The organism is Caballeronia sp. LjRoot34 (assembly GCF_964253815.1).
Classification (GTDB): Bacteria; Pseudomonadota; Gammaproteobacteria; order Burkholderiales; family Burkholderiaceae; genus Caballeronia.
In genome coordinates, this window is the sequence record NZ_CAXUSB020000004.1 from 603,734 (window position 1) to 624,237 (window position 20,504).

The window sequence follows — 20,504 nt, forward strand, 5'->3', positions numbered from 1 at the left end:
ATGGCATCCGGGTAAATCGCTTCGTGGCCATTTAAATCCCCATTGACGACTTAGGCGAAGCTAAGCTGCGTCTTGACCGCGTGCCCCGACTCCATGCTCTTTACAGCCGCGGCGAAGTCCCATACAGAAAAGGTATCGCCGATCAGTTTCGCGGCCTGTTGGGAAATGTCGGACATGAGGTCAACTGCCCCCGCAAACTGATTCGCCAACGAGTTCGAACCGATAATGCGCAGTTCGTGTTCGTAGACAGTGAACGGGTTGATATCGACCTTTGCGTCAACACCATGGACGCCGACCTGCACCAGCACGCCCGTCTTGCGGATAAGACCTAACGCTTGGCGCAGCGCCGGCATTGCGCCCGCGGCCTCGAAAATCACTTCGTATCGCTCATCGCGTAGTTCGTCGGGCGATGCGGCCCTGTTCGCACCGACTTCAAGAGCGATTGCATGCTTCGCAGGGTTCGGGTCAACGACGGTCACATCGGCCGCACCGAAATGCTTCGCGATGATCGTAGTGAGCAAGCCCATTGTTCCCGCACCCATCACCAGCACGCGCCGGTCCTTGATCCCCTGAGCGGACTCGACTGCGTGCAGCGCGCAAGCAAGAGGCTCGATGAGCGCGGCCACGCCATGCCCGATGCTCTCCCGCACGACAAACGCGTTGCCACCGGGAACGGCCACTTGCTCGGCCGCCGCACCGGCGCGACCGACCCCGATGGGCGTGAGCGCATTGCATAGATGCGGTTTGTTTTCCCTACACCATTCGCAATGTCCGCACGAGACATTGGGGTTCACCGCGACAAAGTCGCCTTCCTTGATACCGTTCACATTACGTCCGACCGCCAGCACGTGTCCGGCGAATTCGTGCCCAGGCGTGACCGGGTAATTCGTTCCCGGAAATCCATGTTGGCAGATGTGCAGATCGGTTCCGCAAATTCCACACGCAACGGGTCTGACAATGAGTTCGTCCGGCGTTAGTGTCGGAGCGTCGAGCTCGACGACGTCGATCATGTGATTGCTTCCAATACGGACAGCGCGCATTTCGAATCCTCAAGTGTTAGATCAGGAAAGACCAATTACCGAACCGCGCCGAACGTCAGACCGCGCGTGAGGCTCTTCTGAGCCAGCCAACCCGCCGCGACCACCGGGATGTTCAAAAGCGTTGCGACGGCGGCGACCTGAGCCGTGTACAGCTGACCGAAACTCAAGAACTTTTGCAGGAAGACCGGCAACGTGCTGACTGTCGTCGTGAGATTGACCGCGAGGAAAAACTCATTCCATGCAAAGATTCCGCATAGCAACGCTGTAGAAGCGAGGCCCGGCATGATCAGTGGGACGACGATCAGCAACAGCTCCCGAAAGAACCCCGCGCCATCAACACGTACCGCATCGAATACTTCAACCGGGATCTCGTTCATGAACGATCGGATCATCCATATCGCAAGCGGCAGATTCATCGACGTGTAGACGACGATCAGGACCGAGGCGCTATTCAAAAGCCCGAGGCTCTGCGCGACAAGGTAAATGGGTACGATCCCCGCTGCAATCGGCATCATCTTCGTCGAGATGAAAAAGAACAGGACATCGCGCCATTTTTCCACCGGCCTCACACACAGGGCGTAAGCTGCCGGGACCGCAAGACAGATCACGATGGCGGTTGATATGCCCGTCGCCAGCACTGAGTTGATCGCGAACGAAGCAAACTCATTGTCGAAGATCTGGCGGTAGTGTGCCAGCGTAGGCTTGAAAAACAGCAGCGGAGGTGAGCTGACCGCATCCTGCTCGGATTTGAAGCTTGTCAAAACCATCCACGCGATCGGCGCAAACATGGCAAGAGCGCCCAGCCACGTCAACACAGTTATCAGCGCATTGAATGCGCCCTTGCCGACTTTGGAGTTCATGCGCGGCCTCCGGTGCGGAAGATACCGGCAACGACTTTCAGCATCGGCATCACGAGCGCGATGGCGATGGCAAGCGAAATGATGCCGTAGGCCGATGCCTGGCCAAGATCAAAGGCGCTAAACGCCTCGAGATAAACATAGTAGGACAGATTCGTCGTGGCGTACGCCGGGCCCCCAGCGGTGAGGGTGGCGATAGCAGCGAAATTTTCGAGCACATACATGGACGCAAGAAGCGCCGTCAGCTCGAAGAATGGTCGCAGATGCGGCAACATCAGGCGACGAAACGTGAGCCAGCGGCCAGCGCCGTCAATGGCGGCCGCCTCGGTCACTTCAACGGGAAACGACTGCATTCCGGCAAGCAGGATCAGCAACGCGAACGACGACCATTGCCAGGCGGTGAGAATAACGATCGAAAGGCGAGGGTATTCGCTGACCCAATTGATCTTGCCCAAGCCAAGCGCCGCAGTTGACCAGCCAAGGAGGCCGAAGGTCGGGTCGAAGAGGCCAGCCTTCCAGAACAGTGCGGCGGCCACCGGCATGACGAAAAACGGCGTGATGGCGAGGGTTCTGGCAATGCCGCGCCCTCGGAAGTTACGATGCAGGCCGAGCGCAAGGAGCGTCCCGATCACAATGGCGCCCGCGACGATGCTGAGCGTCATGCCGGCCGTATTGGCGATGGCTTTCAAAAACACCGGATCGGTAACGGCACCCAGGTAGTTCTTGATGCCGACAAACCGCCTTGAGGAGGTCGACACCAGATTCCATCGGAAGAGGCTGTAGTAGAGGGTGATGACAAAGGGCGCCTGGGTCACCGCAATCACGACAAGCAATGCCGGCAAAAGCGGCGCCCTGAGCCGCCAGACCTTCAGTTGTTTTCTCTTTCCATCAGTCATTGGTTGCGCGACTTTGGGTGGAGCAGTAGTAACGCTTGAATAAGACATGACCGTTCTTCCCAGGTTGAAACAGCCGGCGTCGCGGACGCCGGCTCCGTTCTGATGAACTCAACGTGACTTTCGCATTACTTGGTGTATCCGCTGTCCTGCATGATGTCGACGATCTTCTTCTGGGACGCGTCGATCGCCTGGTCAACTGTGATCTGCCCGCTGATGGCGCCGGCAAGCTGCTGCGACGTGAAGTCGCCAATCTGTTCAAACTCCGGAATATCGACGTACTGCACGCCGGTGTAAGGGACTGGCATGATGGTCGGATGTAACGGATCGGCTGCGTTGATCGATGCGAGCGTCAGATCGCCGAATGCAACAGTGGCTTTCTTGTATTCCGGAATCTGGTAGGTTGACGTACGTGAACCGGGAGGCACCTGATCCCAGCCCGCTTTCGTGCCGGCCAGTTTGATGTACTCGGGGCTGGTCAACCAAGCGATCAGCTTCCACGCCGCTTCCTGGTTCCGGCTCGTCTTCGGGATGGCAAGCCCCCATGCCCAGAGCCAGCCGGAGGCCTTCGTCGCGTTCACTGGCGCCATCGCAAAGCCGATGTTGTCTTTCAAGCCCGGGGCCGCTTGTTCGAGGACCGGACCGGCAAACACCGTATCGTCGTACCACATCGCCGCATGGCCCTGAGTGAACAGTTGCAGACATTCCTGCCATCCATCTTTTGCCGCATCTGGTTGCCCGTGCTCGCGAAGCAGATTGACGTAGAAATTGATTGCGGCCTTTGTCTTGGTTTCGGAGAGTTGCGGCTGCCATTTCTCATTGAACCAACGGCCGCCGAACGTGTTGATCACCGTCGTCAAAGGCGCAAGATTCTGACCCCAGCCAGGAACGCCGCGCAGGCAGATTCCGGCTACCCCCGCGCTCTTGTTATCGAGCTTGGCTGCGTACTGGGAGACCTGGTCCCAGGTGGGCGTCGGCGGCATCGTCAAGCCTGCCTTGGCGAAGAGGTCTTTGCGGTAAAAGACAAATGATGACGATCCGTAGAAGGGCGTCGCGAAGAGCTTTCCCTGATACGAGACCAGATTGCGGATCGGCTTCAGAAGGTCAGCCTGGTTCCACGCGGTATCCGCGCTTGCATGGGTACTCAGATCGGTGATCCAGCCCTTCTGCGCCCACAGCGGTACTTCATACGCGCCAATCATCACGACATCGTACTGACCAGACTTCGTCGCAACATCCTTAAGCACCGCTGGCCGCAACTGGTTCTCGGGAAGAGTCTGGAACCGCACTTTGATGTCGGGGTACTTCTGCTCGAAATTTCCGATCAACTTCGCGGCCGTCTGCATCTGCGGATTCGCCGCGAGGGCGACCGTCAATGTCACCGGCTCGCTGTAGGCGAGGGTGGAAAATCCCGCAATCGACGTCACGGCAAGGACAACCGACAACGTCAACGAACGCAACTTCGCTTGGCTAACCATTTAAGTCTCCTAACTTTGTTGTTTGATGACGTTGAGCGGATCAACGTCTGAAATGACACGAACACTGGTCGTTATTTAATCGCTACTTAGTCATTCCCTACGGCTGCCTGCGCTTCCACCGTTACCTTCACCACATCACTGCGCAACCACGACGTGTAGAAGTCGAAAGGTTTGTTATTTCGATCCCATGAAACGGACGTAATCAACAACAGCGGCGTGTGAGCCGGAACGGCGAGCAACTTAGACAGCTCTTCGGTCGCCGCAACGGCCTCGACACTTCGGCGTGCGCGGAATACTTCGAAACCCGCCGACTGCAATACCTTGTTCAGTGAGCCGCCGCCGGACATCACCTCACTCGATCGCACTGCTTGTTCAATCTCCGGAAGCATGTAATTGACTGAATAAAGCGCGAGATTGCCGTCAAGACGTCGAACCCGTGCGAGCTTGAATCCGTCGTCTCCGCCCTCCAGATCGAGCGCCACCGCTGCAGCATCAGGTAACGGACAGCACATAGCTTCTATCACTCGCGTTTCAACTTCGCGATGGTGATGGTCGACCTCGGCTTCAAAGAAGCCCTGGGCCACCTGTAGCAGCCAGCCCGAACCGGTCTGCTCGGCGACAAACGCTCCACGACGCGGCACTACTTTGATGCGGCCCTCGTCGACCAGGTGACGCAACGTTTCCCGGACGGTTGAGCGCGCGAGGTCGTAGTCGCGGCAAAGGTCGCTCTCGGTCGGCAGCCTGTCCCCGGGCGCGTACTCGCCACGGTCGATTGCCTGCTGCATCAGCGTTGACAGTTGCAGGTAGTACGGGACTGGCGAGGTTCGGTCGATACCACGCGGCGGACGAATAGCTTTATTCATAAGATCCGTTTTGTAGGTGTTGTACGTACAAGACGTACCAAGTATATGCGTGTGTTTTGGCCAAGGGTAGGGAGGGATAAACCCTATCTTGGTGCGACGAAATTCGTGTGTAATATGTTGTACGTCTTGTACGTACAGTACGTATTTAGTCATCAATTCATCAACCGGGCCGCGTCCGCACTGCGCCCCAACAGCATTCAAGGGAACCGTCATGTCAATGGAATATCGCCTGCGCCGCACTCTCCCCAGTGATCGCGTCGCCATCATAATGCCGGTGGATCACGGCTTGATTTTTGACCGGATCGAAGGACTGGAGACGCCGTCTGCGCCTTTCTCAGCATGGGGAAAAAACGATGTGACAGGCTTCATGATGACGCCGGGCCAAGTGCGGCAAACGGCAGGTTATTTCGCGGCCAATCCGCAGCTGACGCGCGTGCTCACCATCGACACCTACTATGACTACCGAGAGATGGACGGCGGCGGATCACACGGCCTGATTACCGATATTGAAGAAGCCGTGAGAATGGGCGTGGACGCGGTAAAGATGCTGTTTCCATGGAACATGTCCAATGCAGAGCGCGTGGCGATGTGCACACGTGTTGGGAAAATCGTCAATGAATGCAACCGCTGGGAGATTCCCTTGGTTCTCGAGCCGGTGATTATCGGCGCGCCCCGTACTGAGGAGGTGATCGAGCAAGAGGAGAAGATCGCGCGAATCGCATATGACCTTGGCGCGCATATCATCAAGATCGCGTTTCCGGGCGAAGATCGCACGCGACGTCTCGTCGAAGAACTGAAGGTCCCCCTCGTTATTGCCGGCGGGCCCCTCGCGGGGAACCCAGCGGACACCGTCGATGCCGTTGCGCAGACAATCCGTTCGGGCGCTCGCGGCGTGATTGTCGGCCGTAACATATGGCAGCGCGAGCGTAGCGAGGGAGAGAAGGTGCTGGCTGATATAGCCAAACTCACGCGAGAAGTAAAGTTCAACGACTGACATTTGCTCGAGAAGTCGAACCGCGCTACGAGGATTAACACGCAGAAGTAATGCCCGCGATGCTATCTGCGTGTTCTTTCAGGAATTCGCAGCTCGCTTTCATCGATTACCGCTTCTGCGCCAACTGCCGTCGCAAGAAGCCGTTAATTGTCGACAGCGCATCCGAGTGGACGGAGCATGCGCTTCGTAGTATCCGACTATATATTACGGACGTCGAATCCGGTTGGTGACCGAACGACAGCGCGCGGAAAAGGGCCTTGATGCGCGTCGGATTTTCAATCTCGTGCGTGCGTCATGGGGTGCCCTTCTATGACCAGGAAGTTGTCAAGATCTTTTGTAAGCGCCCGGTGATGGCACTGATAAATCAACCTGACAGCGCCGTACGGAGGCATGTCGATTTTCAATCTTGCCTATACTGCGCCCCAATTCGGTGTGTCTGGCGGTGTCTGCATAACCGCAGGAGGTGTGGTGAAGGTCGCCTTACGTAGAGGCGTTTTCGTTGAAGGTACGCACCCTACCCTGAGAGGCGGCGGCTGGTTGACGGTCATTCCCGCGGACGGAAACCTCTCTACAAACCTTGGAACATCAGCAGAAAAGACCAGGGTGATAACAAGCACACTTACCAGTGCCGTTACGATCGGAACGATCCAGATAAGCAGTGTTTGATAGCTGCGCCTAATGACGGTACTGGGTGGAATGAAGGAATTCATAAAAAGTCCTGCTGATTGAAAGAATGCCATCCTGCGGATGTTGATGAGACTTCCCGGTGCCAGTCCATTCCCTCGCCGGGGAAAAACTTTATCGTTAGGTTTGCACACATCCAAGCGGCAGCGCTCAAGTGGGACGTAACCCATCACCACGGCATCCATCATCGTCTTAGTTGCTCGCCCGACGTGACGGCACGGTGCACATTGGCATCGTGAATGTCGGGGTATATGCCAAAAACAAACGTGATGTACAGCAACCCCGCAAATATGCCGGCTAGTGAACCCCAAATATCTCGAGACAATGCGCCTCGCAGGAATTGGAGGGGAACGCCGACCAGCAGGTACACGGCAACGAATATCAGCGCGACCATCAAAGGTGGTGGCGCGCTCAGTGCAAAGAAATTCGCAATCGCGAGCATCACAACAAATCACCAGGCGGTTCGAGTTTGTGCGGGGCAGGTGCAAACAAGGCACAGGCAGTCATTTCGAGCCTTGTGCGTCGGGAGGTGCATGTTCGCGACCTGCGCCAAAGACCGGGGAGCGGCCGGAGTTAGCGGAGCTGGGCGAGCAATGCATCTGCTCCCTTGTCAACGCCAACCTTAGCCGCCCCAAGCGATCCAAAGCTGGCAGTGATGTTCATCGCATTCGGATACTGCCTGGTCAAGTAGGCGTTCAGCAACTTGTTATTCGACGCATCGTAGATCTCGACGACGTAGGACACCGATCCGCCAAAGGCGCTCTTCTCGCCTCGAACCGCCTGCACGCCGTTATAGATGTTGCCGAAAATGTCGAAATGGGTGACTTGCCCGGCCACTAGTTTGGTCGACTCGGCGCCAGTCAGGATCAGTTTGACCCGAAGTGTGCCGGGTGCCGCCTTCACTGTGGGCTCGAACATGGTCCCCAGCTTTTTCATGAACGTCGTCCTCAGATACTCAGCAAGGGCCGCCTTGTCCTCATCACTCAGGTTTCCGAACTGGCTATCTTTGCCATCGTAGATTTCGACGGGATCAACCATCACATTCGAGTAAGACCGCCAGTTCACGGCCGTCGAATAGCGATAGGGGACGCGGCTGGAATCGTCCTGAGCGTTCGGCTTCAGGTACGACGACGACGGAATGCCAGAGTAAGGAACGGGCTGTACACCCGCACAGCCTACCAACGAAAAAAATGCGATACCGCACAGTAGTGGGCGAAGATTTTTGATGAGATTCACTTTGGAGTCCAGGTTGGGCGCTCGCGAGCGATTGCGCCGATCGGATGGCCATTTGCCAGCTTGCGCCAGCACGCGATTAGGTATAAAACCGTCTAGACGGTTCGCAAACGGGTGCATCAAAACACGTAGTTGGCAAAAGCACCATAGGTAATCTGGTTCTTCTTTTCCACGACGGGGCTGCTGCCAACTGCTCCCGGCAGCCTCGTTGCGACAACCCGCGCGCCGAGGTTCCAGTGTTTGTTGAACTTGTAATTAGCACCTACTGAGAAGCGGACTGCAGCGATGCCCGATCCCGGGTTGTACTGCGGCAAGCGCGATCGGGCGCTATCAGCTTCGCTGATGCCGAAGAAAGTCTGGTTGTACTGGCTGCTCGCCCAGGTCACGCCCGGTCCTGCAGTCAGAGTGAGCTGGCTGACGGGGCGATATGCGCCAAGCAGGTCGAACGATGCCGTCGTGCCCTGATGCTTTCCGCCAATGTCCTGCGAGACAGCAGCGACTGCGGAAAGCCACTCAAGGTTGTAGCTGGCGAACAGCGTCGCGTGCGCTGTTCGGTCGATATCCCCCAGCCCATGCAAATGTGCATCGTCAGATTCTTTGCGGGGCTTGACGAAGTCGTAGGAGACGGCAACGCCCACACGAAAGCGGTCGTCTCGGTACAAAAAGGCCCCAAGCCCAAAAGGAACGTTTGCGTCTGGCACGGACCCGAAAAAGAATCGTCCATAGCCTACCCCGATGAGAGGGGCGGGCGTAAACCGGTAATCTCTTGCGCCAGGATACTTTGGGACCATGAATGCGCCAGCACCTAGCGAGAAGCGCCATCCGTCGGCAGTGAGCTGATCGTTCGTTGATGACGCGGCAGCAGACGGTGCGGTGCCGGTTTGCGCCATGGCCTGGCCGAAAGGCAGGGAAGTGGCCAACAAAATTAGGTATCCTGAGCATACATGTCGCTTCGCAGATCGCATTTGCTTCCCCATGAAATGTGAAAAGGTACTGGCCGGTCGACTGGCTATTTGATCGAGCCGGGAGCCGGGAGCCGGGAACCGGTCCGGAACATCCATTGACCAAGAAAAGCCGTCTGGACGGTTTTTATTGGTCTTGTAAACATTACGGAAGGAAGTCTATCATGAAAGTTCAGGTAAAAAAACGTCTGGACGGTTTTTGTAATAGAATTATCGCTACGGTCTTCACGCCATGGCCTAACGCACACGGTCTGATCGCTTCCAATGTTCCCGTGTCGTAGAGTAGGTGTGTTCGTCCGGACCCCTTGGGGGCCCGATCAACACTGTCTCCGTTTGGGGGGGATCGGAGTAGCTATTTTTGGGAGACAGAATTTTGGAAAGTCCTACGCGTTCAGAGCAAACCCGAAACGCAATTGTCGAGGCGGCGTTGACAATTCTGGATCGAGACGGTGCAGCCAAGCTAACTTTCGAGGCGATTGCCCGTGAGTGCGGTATAAGCAAGGGTGCGGTGACGCACCACTTCCACTCCAAGAGTGCTCTGCTCAAGGAAGTGTTCCAATATCGAAGCGACAGTTTCGAAGTTTTCCGGCGCAATTACCTTGCGTCCCGAACGCCGGAGGATGGGCAGCAAGCACTGGCGTTACATATCGCGACCACGCGTGAAATGGTGGAGCGGTCGCGGTCGCCCGCTCGCGCCATGTTGTCCATCCTTGCGGATGATCCAACCCCGATGGAAGTGCCCAGGAAAATGTTCGCGCAGCAAGTGGAGCAGATCAGGAAGGAGGCACCGGACCCGGATCTCGCATTGTTGCGTTGGGAGGCAGGATGGGGACTCGCACTATACACACTGTTTGGCCTCTCTCCGCTGTCTGACGAAGAGCGAAGCCGTCTGTTCGACCAATTGCTTGACAATAGTCGATGGACGTCCTTCGAAAGGCCATCCCGATCGGATTGATGCGATTGTATCGGCTCTCCCTTCTGTTGCTTGACGCGCAATGATTCAACCTAGTAATTTGTTGTGCCTGCCGGCATCCGCCGATGCACACTCAATCAGGACAAGATGGACAACTCGACCCGTTCGGAGCGCTCAAGAAACACCGCGATCAAGGCGGCGCTCGCCATCCTTTCACGAGACGGTCCCGGTGGCCTCACTTTTGATGCGCTTTCACGTGAAAGCGGTATCAGTAAAGGGGGGCTGCTGCATCAGTTTCGTACAAAGACGGGCGTCCTGAAGGCACTGCTGGATTATCAGAGACGATACTACGGCGAGGTTGAAATTGCTTATCTTCGATCCCACCATGTTCCCGAAAGGGCCCAGCGTCTTGCTGCGCATATCGCGACAATGAGGGAGACCATCAACCAGCGGTATTCGGTCAATCGGGCCGTTCTTGCCGCGCTTGTTCAGGAACCGGAACTTCTCGATAGCATTCGCGAGACTCACGCGGTAAACTTGACGAGGCTTCGAGAGGACGCGTCTGACGGGGATCTGGCGGTGTTTCGTTGGGCTGCAGCGATTGGTCTCGCTTTCACCGATCTGCTAGGCATGTCTCCACTTTCAACCCAGGAGCGCGAAAGACTGTTCGAACGATTGCTTGACGAAGAATGTTGGCAGGGCGGGGCACCGTCAGACACATCGACGGCTTGAACGGAGGCTGCGGATGGACATAGTTAGTCTATGCTTTTCCCAGTCGCGGTTACAGTGGCCTCGGCTTGACAGTTCAGATCTTCGGAGGGCGCTGTTCAGCCATTTCATCCCGTGCGGCGTGCATGAGGCCGTCTACATTCTCGACGGGTTGATCAGGAATACATCCGACGTGCAGCCCGATACCGCTCACGGCGCGACGCAGGCGCAAAGCACGCCGGTATTCGGTCTCACGCACCTGCTCGGAATCAACCTGATGCCGCGCATTCGCAACATCAGGGATCTGAGGTTCTACAAGGCCGACCGCCTCAGGTGCTATAAGAACATCAGCTCACCGTTTCGCGAGTCCATCGACTGGGCACTGATCGAACGACATTTCCCCGACATACTGCGCGTAGCCATCTCGATCAAGGCGGGCAAGATGAAATCCTCGACGATCCTGCGCCGCCTGGGCTCGGAGACCCTGAAAAACAAGTTGTATTTTGCGTTCCGCGAACTCGGCCGTGTAATCCGCACGCTGTTCCTGCTGAAATACATCAGCGATCCGCAGATGCGCCGCACGAGTGACGCCGAGACCAACAAAAGCGAACAGTTCAACGGTTTTGCGCAATGGCTGATGTTCGGCAACCGGAGCGTCATCGCCGAAAATATCCGGCACGAGCAGCGCAAGGTCATCAAGTGCAATCAGCTCGTCGCGCACATGGTGATCCTCTACACCGTGCAATGGATGTCGCGCGCGCTCAAGGCACTGCAGGCGAACCTCGTAGACCGACGAGTGGACGCAAACAATTAAGGTATGCCCATAGATACAACATTCTTCGCGTGAAACCGTGAGTTGGACTTACGGCCGACACCGAGCATGCGCCGCAAATTCGGACCATCTGGCCCAGCAGCAAGATTCCGACGCCTACCCGCTGTGGATGGCGGTCGATCTATATCACACGAAGCGATCGATCGCTGAGCGAGTTGAGGGGACGCTTAGGCAGTGGCACATGCGGAAACTATCCAAGTTAGCGTATTAATTCGGTAACCTAATTAATTTGACATAAAGCGAATGACCGAGTTTTTAATCGTAGTCCTTATTAATCGTTGCCATCAATTCACTAGCATCAGCTATCTCAAAAGGATGCGATTCGGGCGCTCATTTCGCGGTCGACTCTACGTTCAGTTGGCTGATGAATGACGCCACGGGTACTCGATATGCAATATTGGCACATCGCAGACGAAGCCGACCTTCTATGCTGTAGCTTGCGCGGACGACTCTCTTGAAAGGTGCAAGCCGGGGACAACAGTATCATGCCCGGTGTCGCCCGGGCGTGAAAAACTCGACGAGACGTTTGCCGATATCGTCTGAACTCACGCTGTCTTTCAACGAAACGCGGACAACCGACTAATTGGTAAAACGAAACAAGTTCTGTTACAATTAACGCCCGCGCGTTTTGTGCGCGATTTCAACCGACCCACCTTATAAGCGGGTTGCGTCCTTTGCTCGTTGCGATCCTTGCAAGTCATCAGTGCCTGAAGCCGTGATCCTGTTCATGTCGCGCAGGCCACCACGTTTGTGGCCATCGTCTCGCCGTCGCCGAGCAAACGTTTCGAGGAGAACGGATGGCAAATTTTGATCGGGAAGATCTAGGACCAGAAACGGGAGCAACGGCGCGGAAAACTCCGGCCCGTCGCTCATCGAAGGGCAAGCTCGCCGCCACCTTGACGACGATGGACGCCGCGTCAACGGCGCTTCAGGAGGATGAGCGGCAGCGTCAGTTGCGCGCGCTCATCCAGTTGGGCAAGGAGCGCGGATACCTCACCCACGCGGAAATCAACGATCACCTGCCTGACAACTTCGCGCAGACCGCTGCGATCGAGAACATTGTCAGTACGTTCAATGACATGGGCGTGGCTGTCTACGAGCAGGCACGCGACGCGGAGACGCTGCTTCTTAACGACACCGCGCCAGCTGCCGTGTCGGACGACCAAGCCGACGAAGAGGCGGAGGTCGCGCTGTCGACGGTCGATTCTGAATTCGGCCGCACGACCGATCCGGTGCGCATGTACATGCGTGAAATGGGTGCGAACCAATTGCTGACCCGGGCCGGCGAGGTCGAGATTGCGAAACGCATCGAAGACGGTCTTCACGAAATGATTCAGGCGATTGCGGCGTGCCCGACGACGATTTCGACGATCCTTGCGAGTGCGGAGCAGGTTGCGGCCGGTGAACTTCGCATCGACGAACTGGTCGACGGCCTCAACGAAGACATCGCAGAGGACGAGGTGTCGGCCTCGGGCTCGCTTGCATCACAGGGCATCGATACGGACGCAGCCGAGACCGACGACGCGCATGGCGATGACGACAGCGATATCGAAGCGGCCGATTTGAACAAGGCGAACGAAGCGCGCTTGAAACAGTTGACGAGCGACAGCCTCGCTATTTTTTCGCGAGTGGGTGAGTTGTTTGACCAAATTCCGCGAGTCGACGTCATGCAAGACAAGGGCGCGGCCGCCTTCACACGCGTGTGTGAAGAGATCCAACGCGAACTCGCGCCCATTCGCTTCACGGCGCGAACCATCGACCGGTTGTGCGCCGATGTCCAGCAGCAGGTGGCGCAGGTTCGCACGGTCGAGCGGCGCATTTTGCAAATCGCCGTGGACCGGTGCGGGATGCCGCGCGAAAAGTTCGTCGAGTCGTTTCCGGGTCACGAGACCGATCTGGGTTGGACCGCAAGCACCGCGGCGTCCCGCGAGTTCGGTGCAGCTCTTGAGCGGAATCTTCCGGCAATTCAGGCCGAGCAGCAAAAGCTGATCGATATCGAAGTGAACGCGGTACTGCCGCTGCAACAGTTGAAGAAAATCAACCGGCAGATGATGGCGGCCGAGTTGAAAATGCGTCAGGCGAAGCGCGAGATGATCGAGGCCAACTTGCGCCTCGTGATCTCCATCGCGAAGAAGTACGTGAACCGCGGCATGCACTTCCTGGATCTCATTCAGGAAGGCAATATCGGCTTGATGAAGGCGGTCGACAAATTCGAATACCGGCGTGGCTGGAAGTTTTCGACCTACGCGACGTGGTGGGTTCGGCAGGCCGTGACGCGCTCGCTCGCGGATCAAGGGCGCACGATCCGCGTGCCGGTGCATATGATCGAGACGATCAACAAGCTCAACCGGATATCGCGCGAGATTCTGCAGCAGACCGGGCAGCAAGCTCATCCTGCCGTGCTGGCGGAGCGCATGGAGATGCCGGAAGAAAAGATCCGCGGCATCCTGATGATCGCCAAGCAACCGGTTTCGCTCGAGACGCCGGTCGGCGAAGATGCCGACGCGACCCTCGGCGACATGATCGAAGATCCGAGCGCGGCATCTCCCGCGGACGCGGCTGTTCGCGCGAACATGCGGGCCGCGATCGACGAAGCGCTCAACGCGCTGTCGCCGCGCGAAGCGAAGGTCTTGAGGATGCGCTTCGGAATCGACACAGCGTCGGACTACACGCTCGAGGAGTTGGGCAAACAGTTCGACGTGACCCGTGAGCGGATTCGCCAGATCGAAAACAAAGCGATGCGTAAGCTGATGCATCCGAGCCACGCCGACAAGCTAAGGGAATATCTCGACCGTTGAGCCAGGTATTCAGGCATCGGCGCGTCAGATATATCGGATGACGAGCAGCGCCTGCGCTCGGTTAGAAGGGCGCCCTTGCTCGCGTCCACCCATTTCGCGCTGCCGCAGCGGGCTGCGGACAACATACGAGCCTATATCGGTTCCGTAGCGCTACCCAAGACGCCGTCGTTTGCCCTATTGGCGTTCCGGCAAGTTACGTCGGCCCGACGACGTGTTCAAATTGCGCATCGCCCTCGTTGGTTGCTGCCCACCGCGCCAAACCCTGAATCAACATCAAAGAGTAAATTTCACTGCATGGAAATTGGAAAACCTAGCCCCAAAGAACTGCTCGCACAGCGTCAAACGCTTCAGCAACAGGTGAGTGCGGCACGCCAGCGTGAAGCAGAAGTGGTCCTCACCGACATCGTACGCAAGATGCATGAATATCAGATCAGCCTCGCGGATCTGATGGGTCGAAAAGGGGAATGTTAAAAGGACACCTCGGCACGCGCCCCGAAGTATCGCGACCTACGAACCGGTGCAACGCGGAGCGGTCGAGGTCGGGCGCCGCACTGGATCGTCGACAAGAATCGAGACGTTTTTCTCGTGCGCGCCCAAGGCCGAGGCTCTGGCGAAGTGTCTGAGGCAGGTCGAAACCCGTAGACGTCAACGGGTTAAGCGGCGACTTGAAATCGCCCCGCGAAAGTAACGCACTACAAGGTAGTCAAGGCACTCCTGATGGGCCGTTGTAAATAATTTCGATGTATTGCGTGTTTCCTCTGGCGCGTGCCTTCTCGCGTCATCACACCCAATGGCGGCGTTAAGGACTTTATTTGCATACTTTTCGCGGGGCGAAGGCAGAGGGGCTTCCAGTCGGTTCAGGAGAACTAGAAGGGATCTCCCAAATGGGAAACGCTTGTTCCCCGTTTGAGAATCGGATACACTAAATCTCAATTGGGCATCAATCGTTGCCCATTTGGGAGACCGCCATGAAGGCAGAGACAGTCGCAGGACGGCCGCATTCGCGGCGGGTAAAGCCTAGCGTCTCAGCGGGAAAGTCCGCGACGGCTGCCAGGCTCGCGCACATCGCGACAGACGGGCTGGGCGCTCAGGATGACGACTTTACGTTCTTTCTCGGGCTCGACCCGATTGAACAGTCACGCCTGATTCGTGACGGCATGGAGGCGGTAATCGTCAGCCGAATCGCAACAGAGTTGCTGGATATCCCGGTACAGACGCTGCTCGCGAGTCTGCGCCTTCCCAGCAGCACCATCAACCGCAAGATCTCGCAAGGCGAGCGACTCAGTGCGAGCGAATCGGACCGTGCAGCACGCACGATGCTGATTTACGCGCAGGCCAAGGATGTTCTAGAAGACGGCAAGCTGGCCGCCGAATGGCTGCTGCGGCCCAACGTTCAACTGAGGGGTGAAAGACCGCTGGACATGCTGGATACGCAAACCGGGTTTGACCGTGTACGCGACATTCTCGTGCGTCTTGAACACGGCGTGACCGTATGAAGGTGTTTCGTCTTGCAAAAGAGAAGCCCGGCAGGTACCGGGCCGATGACCTGAGCGGCAGTGGTGCTGCTTTAGCTGGCGGACGCTGGAATCCGCGGGGCGTGCCGGTGCTGTACACGTGCTGCCATGCGTCGACAGCGGTCCTTGAGGCGCGCGTTCATGCGTCGGGCCTGCTGCCAGTAGCCAACTTTTATCTTGTCACGCTGGAAGTGCCGGACAGGGCTGCATCGACCGCTTACGTGCCGGATCTGCCCGACGACTGGAACACGCTGGATCACGACCCGGCCTCGACGGTGGACCTTGCGCGGCAGTGGCTGGAAGCCGGCAAGCGGCTTGCGATGCGGGTTCCGTCCGTTGTCTGCCCGAGTGACGACAACTTGATCCTGAACCCAGCGCATCCAGGCATGAAGCACGTGGTGGTACTGCACAAACAGCGTTTCGAGCTGGACCGGCGGCTGTTCAAATAAGACCAGTGGGGACCGCGGTTGTGCGGTTGCCCGACGAACACGACCATCTTGACCGGGCTGGTGGTTGCGGCGCCGGTGCCCAATTTTTTCATCAACTAAATGCATGTCCCGAATTCAACAGCAACGTTGGGCCAACTGCACATCGTTTCCGAACTTGGCCGCGTCTTCGGATTTGCCCAGTTAATTGCGTCTTGAATGCCGTACGAGCTGGTCTACCAGTTACCCTTTAAGCACATCGGCAAGCTAGGCAGCTATCTAGCGAGATGACTCGCAGTCTGCGCGGGGGGCCAAGGTGCAATGACCCGTGCCGTGATCACGAGACCTGTACGATGTCGAATTTCAGCAAGTCGCGTACGGCTGGATCGGCTACCGCACCCAGCCGTACCAGAGCGCCAGTTCGAACGAGAGGCAAGTAGAGGGAGCGAACAATTCTAGAACGTTAAGAATCCTAGCCGATTTGACATAAGCTTTATTATCAACCTCAGTGGTACCTAAAGAGGTGTTGCGCATTTAGGGCATCCGGCGACGGTCACTCAAGGCTCGCGACCGGATTTCGCGCAACAGAAACGGCCAAGCCAGCGACGCAACAGTTCCAGCCACTTTTTCATTGCAAAACATCACTCTAACGTCGATAAACGCTGACGTTGGCCGTTCCCTTTGTCGTGCAACACCTCGCCGTAGGTGCCAAGAATCAACTTTTTAGCTGTAGGCCCCAAGTAGTAATGTCGTACTTGAGCCAAGTGTACTTGGTCCGTGCCATCAAAAAAAGAGAAACGGTTGGGACGTCATGGGACACAAAGTCTCCTGCCGATGGAATGCATACCACCAGTTCCCGACGAATACAGCAAGGCGCCGTAAAACAGGATGGTCGAGCGCAGAGGCTGGCAATGTGATGGTAAGTGGCCGCGGTTCTTTTATTAAAACCGACGGCCATGAGGAGTTTGAGAGCGGTGATCGATGAACTTTCCATGGATGGCGCCCACTGGGTACGGCGGCGTCAGCCCTAAGCCGCCATCGCGGTGCCTTCCACGCGCATACCTTCAACTGCCGGCGCGGCCACGCCGACGGCGGGCGAAGGGGCACCCGTGCAAAGTAGTAGAGACGTGAGGATCTCTCCCAGATACGAATCCGTAAGGCAGCACTCAAAGCGGCTCTTTCATGGATGGTGCGTCGCCGGTAAGCGATAGGCACGATCTAGTGGACAGTAACAGCGCCGAACATGCTCTTGCTACCGAAACGTTAATGATCCTTCTCTCGAGGACCGGGATCTGCGGCTGGCCGCGCCTCCCAGTTCATCCGATGGCGTTTCACTGTTTCGCTGTGGCGCTTGTCCTCTTCCTCATGGAGGTACAGGCTCGTGGTGGTCAGCGAAGCGTGCCCCAGATTGTCGCGAACTGTTCGCAGGTCAGAACCACCATCGGCCTGATGCGAGCCCGATGTATGGCGTAGCCAGTGCGCCGAAGCACGGTCCAGCTCATCGGCGCGATCCGTGAACTCGAGCCCGCGCGAGCGCAGCCAGGTTGCGGCGTTGCCAAATACACTCTTGATCGCCTCATGAATGGCCGAGCGCGACATGGATCGGTTCTTTCCCCTGAACGGCATGACGAGCGGCGTTTCCTCGGCGCGGCTGGGCAGCGACGGCAAGTTGTTCGCCGTCCTGTAGCGGGCCAGCTCGACGATCAGTTCGAGCGACGCCGGCACGATCCGTTCCTTGTGCCCTTTGCCGAGTACTTCAAGCCACCACTGATCAACTCCATTCGCCCCGAGTCGCCTCGAGAAGTCACCCATCTTGCCGGAGGCGACCTCGGAAATACGCATACCTTGCAGATAGAAGAGGGTGGTGAGCCACCGGCAGCGGGCGTAGTAAGCCTTCTGCAGCTCCGTTTCCTGCGGTAACTGCTCAACAAAGTCTTTGACCTCATCCCACAGCGAGATGGACAGGTAACGGGTGATGCGCGGCGCCGCGCGCTCGCCGCGGCGCCGTAGCAACGCCATCGGGTTGCCGCGCAGATAACCGGCGTCCACCAGCCAGGTGAACATGACGTTCAGGATGATCAGCGCCTGCCGCTGACTGGCGGTCGACAACGGCCCATTGAACGGCCGCCAGCGTGCGTCGCCGCGTGGATACTTGCCGCCATTCGCCGACACCCAGCGACTGGCGGGCTGCAAATCGGTGAGGAACGCCTTGAAGAGCAGCAGGTCCTCGTGTGCGAGCGACGACAGCGGCTTGCCAAGCTGCACGACGGCCCACAGCAGCAGCCGCTCGGCTTCCTTGCGGTAATTGTCGTAAGTCGTCTTGGTATCCGCGTAATTGGCGAGCCAGGCACGCACCGCCTCCAGGTCATCGCGCGCTGACAACTGAGAATTCTCGACGTCACCGCGGTTGGTGCCGTCGCGACCGTCAAGCACCGCTGGGACGACGAGCGACTCGACGGGTTGCACGGACGTTATCGGCATGTTCGTCACGGTTCAGATGGCTCCTTGAGGCGTGGCGCGATTTCGGGCGAGTTGATCCAGATCGATGGCCGTGATCACCGCTGGTTTGAATAATGCGCGCCGGCCCGCACGTTGCCGGTATTTATTGGCGACGCGCCCGGCCGCCTGATGACTTTGCTCATTGAGCGTAACTGGCTCGGACGTCGTTTCATCAAAAAGCGACGGGAGACTCATCAAGGAAGTAAAGTTGGAAATAAAGCGAATGGAAACTGTTCAAGGAAGCAAAATTGGAAATAAAGCGAAATTCGGGGGTTTTTCGCGTTATTTCCAACTTTACTTCCAGTTTGGGGGAATTTCAGTATGGTTTTACGTTTGGGGCCTGCGGAAACGTGACATTTCTAAAAAGCCCTGACAACTTAAAAGTTGATAATTTGTATTATGTAAAATTAATACGTTATGAATTGACCAAGCGTACGGTACACCGCGCGCACGGTCGCATATCCGGTTCTTTGTTCGCCCGACGCCAACTACCGATCACAGTCTATGCGGACCAAAGCCGTAGCAGTCACTCTGTATCAGCCGCTCATAACACCGCATCATTTTGGCAAAATTTGCCAAAGCGTGCTAGAGTTGTTTTATGACGACTATGAACATTTCCCTACCGGATTCGCTGAAGGACTACGTCGATGAACAGGTTGGCGAGGGCGGGTACGGCACGAGTAGCGAATACGTCCGCGAACTGATCCGAAAAGACCAAGATCGCAAGCGTCTGCGCTCAATAATCCTGCAGGGCGCAACGTCTGGCCTCGCCGCCCCTGTTGACGCCGATTACTTCGAATCGCTGCGCGCTCGCGTGCGTACTTCTCGCAAATGAGGGCTAAGCCCGTCATACCGACAAGGCTAGCCAGGCAGGACGTGGAGGACGAGGTGACGCGCTACCTCGTAGACGAAGGCTCGGAGCAGGCTGCGCTCGGATTCATCGCGGAGATCGAGCAGGCTTACGAGCGTCTCTCCAAGCACCCGAAGATCGGGTCTCCCCGTTACGCGTACGAGCTGGGTATCCCAGACCTGCGGTCGTGGCCACTGGATCGCTATCCGCACCTAATCTTCTATATTGAGCGCGAGGCTCATGTGGAAGTCTGGCGCGTGCTCAACGGCAAGCGTGATATTCCGGCTTGGCTGGAGAGCAACGACGATGAGACTCATTGACAGCCTCTGCACGACACCAGGTCCGTGAGGAGCATTCACGCACTTCCCCCTTTTGCCGCCCCATAGTGCACGGACATTGCATCTAACCAGCAGCCCTCCCCGCCATGCGCAGACTGTCACCTCGCACCTTGGAGGCACCATAAATCCGAATTTGTGCAGCGGCCCGCTGCACAAATTGATAACCCGCTCGCTTTAATACGCATAGGAATGCGAACTAAATTTCGAACATTGTATTTATGTCAAATCTCTTGCGTTTGCTTGCAAAGAGCCTCCGATTAATTGCTTACTGTTGTCACTGCCATGTGCTTGGCTAGCCGACCGGTCGAACACATCCAGCGAAATAGATCAACTCGCATTCGCCTCTTGCATTGCCTTTTGTCTTCGCTGACGATTCCGCAGTGATCGCTATGGGCCGACGTGACTGTGTCTCATCGACCCCCGAACGGTCACTCGGGCTGATCGAAAGCAGACGCTCATCGTCTATCAACTGGCCGAAGAACCGCCTTCATACTGTTCGCCTGCGCCGCTCGTACAACAACGCCGTGGCAACGAAAAATATCGTATGCGCGAGGGCGAAAGTAAGCATGCCCAGCCACGTGAGGACACGATATCCCGCGAAGCCTTGACCAATAAGAGGGAGA

At 57.1% G+C, this 20,504-nt stretch carries 18 protein-coding genes and 2 pseudogenes; 11 read left to right on the plus strand and 9 right to left on the minus strand.

What is annotated here, in order from left to right:
* Nucleotides 1-50 precede the first annotated feature (50 nt).
* The 5 genes from ACSQ36_RS43330 to ACSQ36_RS43350 form a co-directional block, all read right to left on the minus strand.
* Nucleotides 51-1,010, minus strand: coding sequence for an alcohol dehydrogenase catalytic domain-containing protein (locus ACSQ36_RS43330; protein WP_235442850.1), 960 nt, complete (start codon nucleotides 1,008-1,010; stop codon nucleotides 51-53).
* Between the two features lie 65 nt (nucleotides 1,011-1,075).
* Nucleotides 1,076-1,900: a carbohydrate ABC transporter permease gene (locus ACSQ36_RS43335; RefSeq protein ID WP_436186980.1), complete on the minus strand. Its 825-nt coding sequence runs from the start codon at nucleotides 1,898-1,900 to the stop codon at nucleotides 1,076-1,078.
* Nucleotides 1,897-2,793: a carbohydrate ABC transporter permease gene (locus tag ACSQ36_RS43340; protein WP_053063918.1), complete on the minus strand. Its 897-nt coding sequence runs from the start codon at nucleotides 2,791-2,793 to the stop codon at nucleotides 1,897-1,899. Before ACSQ36_RS43340 ends, ACSQ36_RS43335 begins: the two co-directional genes overlap by 4 nt.
* A 125-nt stretch (nucleotides 2,794-2,918) precedes the next feature.
* Nucleotides 2,919-4,268: an ABC transporter substrate-binding protein gene (locus tag ACSQ36_RS43345; protein ID WP_436186981.1), complete on the minus strand. Its 1,350-nt coding sequence runs from the start codon at nucleotides 4,266-4,268 to the stop codon at nucleotides 2,919-2,921.
* Between the two features lie 86 nt (nucleotides 4,269-4,354).
* On the minus strand, nucleotides 4,355-5,344 hold the full coding sequence (locus ACSQ36_RS43350; RefSeq protein WP_235442851.1) for a GntR family transcriptional regulator: 990 nt from the start codon (nucleotides 5,342-5,344) through the stop codon (nucleotides 4,355-4,357).
* On the opposite strand from ACSQ36_RS43350, the gene ACSQ36_RS43355 reads away from it, so the two are divergent.
* Nucleotides 5,343-6,125, plus strand: coding sequence for a class I fructose-bisphosphate aldolase (locus ACSQ36_RS43355; RefSeq protein WP_047847862.1), 783 nt, complete (start codon nucleotides 5,343-5,345; stop codon nucleotides 6,123-6,125). The two genes, ACSQ36_RS43350 and ACSQ36_RS43355, sit on opposite strands and share 2 nt — an antisense overlap.
* An 868-nt stretch (nucleotides 6,126-6,993) precedes the next feature.
* Here ACSQ36_RS43355 and ACSQ36_RS43360 read toward each other — a convergent pair.
* The 3 genes from ACSQ36_RS43360 to ACSQ36_RS43370 form a co-directional block, all read right to left on the minus strand.
* Nucleotides 6,994-7,254, minus strand: coding sequence for a hypothetical protein (locus ACSQ36_RS43360; RefSeq protein ID WP_200908660.1), 261 nt, complete (start codon nucleotides 7,252-7,254; stop codon nucleotides 6,994-6,996).
* A 128-nt stretch (nucleotides 7,255-7,382) separates the two neighbouring features.
* Nucleotides 7,383-8,045 carry a DUF3313 domain-containing protein gene (locus ACSQ36_RS43365; protein WP_047847906.1) on the minus strand — a complete coding sequence of 221 codons (663 nt, stop codon included), beginning with the start codon at nucleotides 8,043-8,045 and terminating at the stop codon, nucleotides 7,383-7,385.
* Between the two features lie 116 nt (nucleotides 8,046-8,161).
* On the minus strand, nucleotides 8,162-8,932 hold the full coding sequence (locus ACSQ36_RS43370; protein WP_436186982.1) for a MipA/OmpV family protein: 771 nt from the start codon (nucleotides 8,930-8,932) through the stop codon (nucleotides 8,162-8,164).
* Between the two features lie 445 nt (nucleotides 8,933-9,377).
* Between ACSQ36_RS43370 and ACSQ36_RS43375 the strand changes: the two genes are divergently transcribed.
* The 8 genes and pseudogenes from ACSQ36_RS43375 (at nucleotide 9,378) to ACSQ36_RS43410 (ending at nucleotide 16,218) form a co-directional block, all read left to right on the plus strand.
* Complete coding sequence (locus ACSQ36_RS43375; RefSeq protein WP_053063920.1) at nucleotides 9,378-9,959, plus strand: TetR/AcrR family transcriptional regulator; 582 nt, start codon at nucleotides 9,378-9,380, stop codon at nucleotides 9,957-9,959.
* Nucleotides 9,960-10,064: 105 nt separating this feature from the next.
* On the plus strand, nucleotides 10,065-10,649 hold the full coding sequence (locus tag ACSQ36_RS43380) for a TetR/AcrR family transcriptional regulator (RefSeq protein WP_047847865.1): 585 nt from the start codon (nucleotides 10,065-10,067) through the stop codon (nucleotides 10,647-10,649).
* A gap of 73 nt (nucleotides 10,650-10,722) precedes the next feature.
* Nucleotides 10,723-11,400: pseudogene (locus ACSQ36_RS43385) on the plus strand (Tn3 family transposase); the annotation flags it as partial.
* An 854-nt stretch (nucleotides 11,401-12,254) separates the two neighbouring features.
* Nucleotides 12,255-14,255 carry an RNA polymerase sigma factor RpoD gene (gene rpoD, locus ACSQ36_RS43390; RefSeq protein ID WP_436186983.1) on the plus strand — a complete coding sequence of 667 codons (2,001 nt, stop codon included), beginning with the start codon at nucleotides 12,255-12,257 and terminating at the stop codon, nucleotides 14,253-14,255.
* Nucleotides 14,256-14,330: 75 nt separating this feature from the next.
* A complete protein-coding gene (locus ACSQ36_RS43395; protein ID WP_436186984.1) occupies nucleotides 14,331-14,726 on the plus strand; it encodes a hypothetical protein in 396 nt (131 codons plus the stop codon).
* Nucleotides 14,727-14,756: 30 nt separating this feature from the next.
* Nucleotides 14,757-14,897: pseudogene (locus ACSQ36_RS43400) on the plus strand (H-NS family nucleoid-associated regulatory protein); the annotation flags it as partial.
* Between the two features lie 326 nt (nucleotides 14,898-15,223).
* Complete coding sequence (parS, locus tag ACSQ36_RS43405; protein WP_436186985.1) at nucleotides 15,224-15,751, plus strand: type II RES/Xre toxin-antitoxin system antitoxin; 528 nt, start codon at nucleotides 15,224-15,226, stop codon at nucleotides 15,749-15,751.
* Nucleotides 15,748-16,218: an RES family NAD+ phosphorylase gene (locus tag ACSQ36_RS43410; protein ID WP_436186986.1), complete on the plus strand. Its 471-nt coding sequence runs from the start codon at nucleotides 15,748-15,750 to the stop codon at nucleotides 16,216-16,218. Before parS ends, ACSQ36_RS43410 begins: the two co-directional genes overlap by 4 nt.
* Nucleotides 16,219-17,457: 1,239 nt before the next feature.
* On the opposite strand, the gene ACSQ36_RS43415 is transcribed toward ACSQ36_RS43410, so the two are convergent.
* A complete protein-coding gene (locus tag ACSQ36_RS43415; protein WP_436186987.1) occupies nucleotides 17,458-18,675 on the minus strand; it encodes a tyrosine-type recombinase/integrase in 1,218 nt (405 codons plus the stop codon).
* 616 nt (nucleotides 18,676-19,291) lie between these two features.
* Between ACSQ36_RS43415 and ACSQ36_RS43420 the strand changes: the two genes are divergently transcribed.
* Nucleotides 19,292-19,528 (plus strand): type II toxin-antitoxin system ParD family antitoxin, encoded by a 237-nt coding sequence (locus ACSQ36_RS43420; protein WP_436186988.1) that lies wholly within the window; start codon nucleotides 19,292-19,294, stop codon nucleotides 19,526-19,528.
* Nucleotides 19,525-19,863 carry a type II toxin-antitoxin system RelE/ParE family toxin gene (locus ACSQ36_RS43425; RefSeq protein WP_436186989.1) on the plus strand — a complete coding sequence of 113 codons (339 nt, stop codon included), beginning with the start codon at nucleotides 19,525-19,527 and terminating at the stop codon, nucleotides 19,861-19,863. Before ACSQ36_RS43420 ends, ACSQ36_RS43425 begins: the two co-directional genes overlap by 4 nt.
* The last annotated feature ends 641 nt before the right edge of the window (nucleotides 19,864-20,504 follow it).